Source organism: Stenotrophomonas sp. I18B00994 (assembly GCF_014145825.1).
In the GTDB taxonomy this organism is placed as follows: domain Bacteria; phylum Pseudomonadota; class Gammaproteobacteria; order Xanthomonadales; family Xanthomonadaceae; genus Stenotrophomonas; species Stenotrophomonas maltophilia.
Genome location: NZ_JACIUW010000051.1, coordinates 1 through 1,052, shown reverse-complemented (window position 1 = coordinate 1,052; position 1,052 = coordinate 1). Strand labels below are relative to the sequence as shown.

The following is a 1,052-nucleotide window of genomic DNA, read 5'->3' as shown; positions in this document are numbered from 1 at the left end:
GTCGACTAACTGTGTAAACCCACCACGTTGTTCAGCGGGATTCTGGAAATAGGCGGTTGGCTGCCGATCCCCATGTGGGGTCGGTGCCAGTTGTAGTAATGCAGCCATTCAGGCAGCACGGCATCACGTTGCTCTGACGAAGCGTACTCGCAGGCGTAGGCCCATTCGCGCAAGCTGGTCTGGATGAAGCGCTCGGCCTTACCGTTGGTTCGCGGGGTGTAGGGCTTGGTCCGATAGTGCTTCATGCCCAACGAGGCGACGAGTCGAGCGAAGACGCCGGAGCGATAGCAGGCGCCGTTGTCAGTCAGGACACGCTGGAAGGTGACCCCCAGCGTCTTGTAGTACGCCAAAGCGGCCAGCAGCGCTTGGCAGGCCGTTGAGCCCTTCTCATCGGTGTGAACGCTACTGAAGGCGACTCGGGAGTGGTCATCAATGGCCACATGGACATAGCCCCAGCCACCGCCGCCAGCATTGCCACGCCGATTCGGATCGACCCGGTGTCCGGGCCGGTGGAAGTTGCCGAGTTTCTTGATATCCAAGTGCAGCAAGCCGCCCGGGCTGTCGTACTCATACCGGACCGCCTTCTTCGGTGGGTCCAGAAGGCACAGGCGATTGAGTCCTCGTCGGCGCATCAGTCGTGAAATGGTGCTGTGAGCCACACCCAGTGCCTTGGAAATGGTCAGGTAGGTTTGCCGTTGACGTCGACGCTGAACGATCTGCTCTACCAATGCCTCAGGGGTGCCATGGGGGCTGCGGCTGGGCCGAGAGCTGCGGTTCTGCAGCCCAATCAGGCCCTCGGCTCGATACCGGGCCAGCCACTTGTAAGCCGTGCGTACACTCACCCCGCAAGCCTGGGCGGCCTCTTCTGGCCGAAGGCCTTGCTCAGTGATGCGGCGGACAAGAAGTTCTCGACTAAACGGCGTCAAACGGGCATTTTTATGGTGGTTCATCCGGGCTCTTTGGGGACTGGATAGGTGTGGTAACCACCATTTTCCAAAGATGCCCCGGATGAACAACCTACCGAGAGATCACAACTAACAGTCGACTCTACC

Annotated in this window: 1 protein-coding gene; it reads right to left on the bottom strand. The window is 59.9% G+C overall.

The annotated features are described in order from the left end of the window. Positions 1-5: 5 nt before the first annotated feature. Positions 6-950: an IS481-like element ISStma12 family transposase gene (locus H4O10_RS22140; RefSeq protein ID WP_049396168.1), complete on the bottom strand. Its 945-nt coding sequence runs from the start codon at positions 948-950 to the stop codon at positions 6-8. Positions 951-1,052 lie beyond the last annotated feature (102 nt).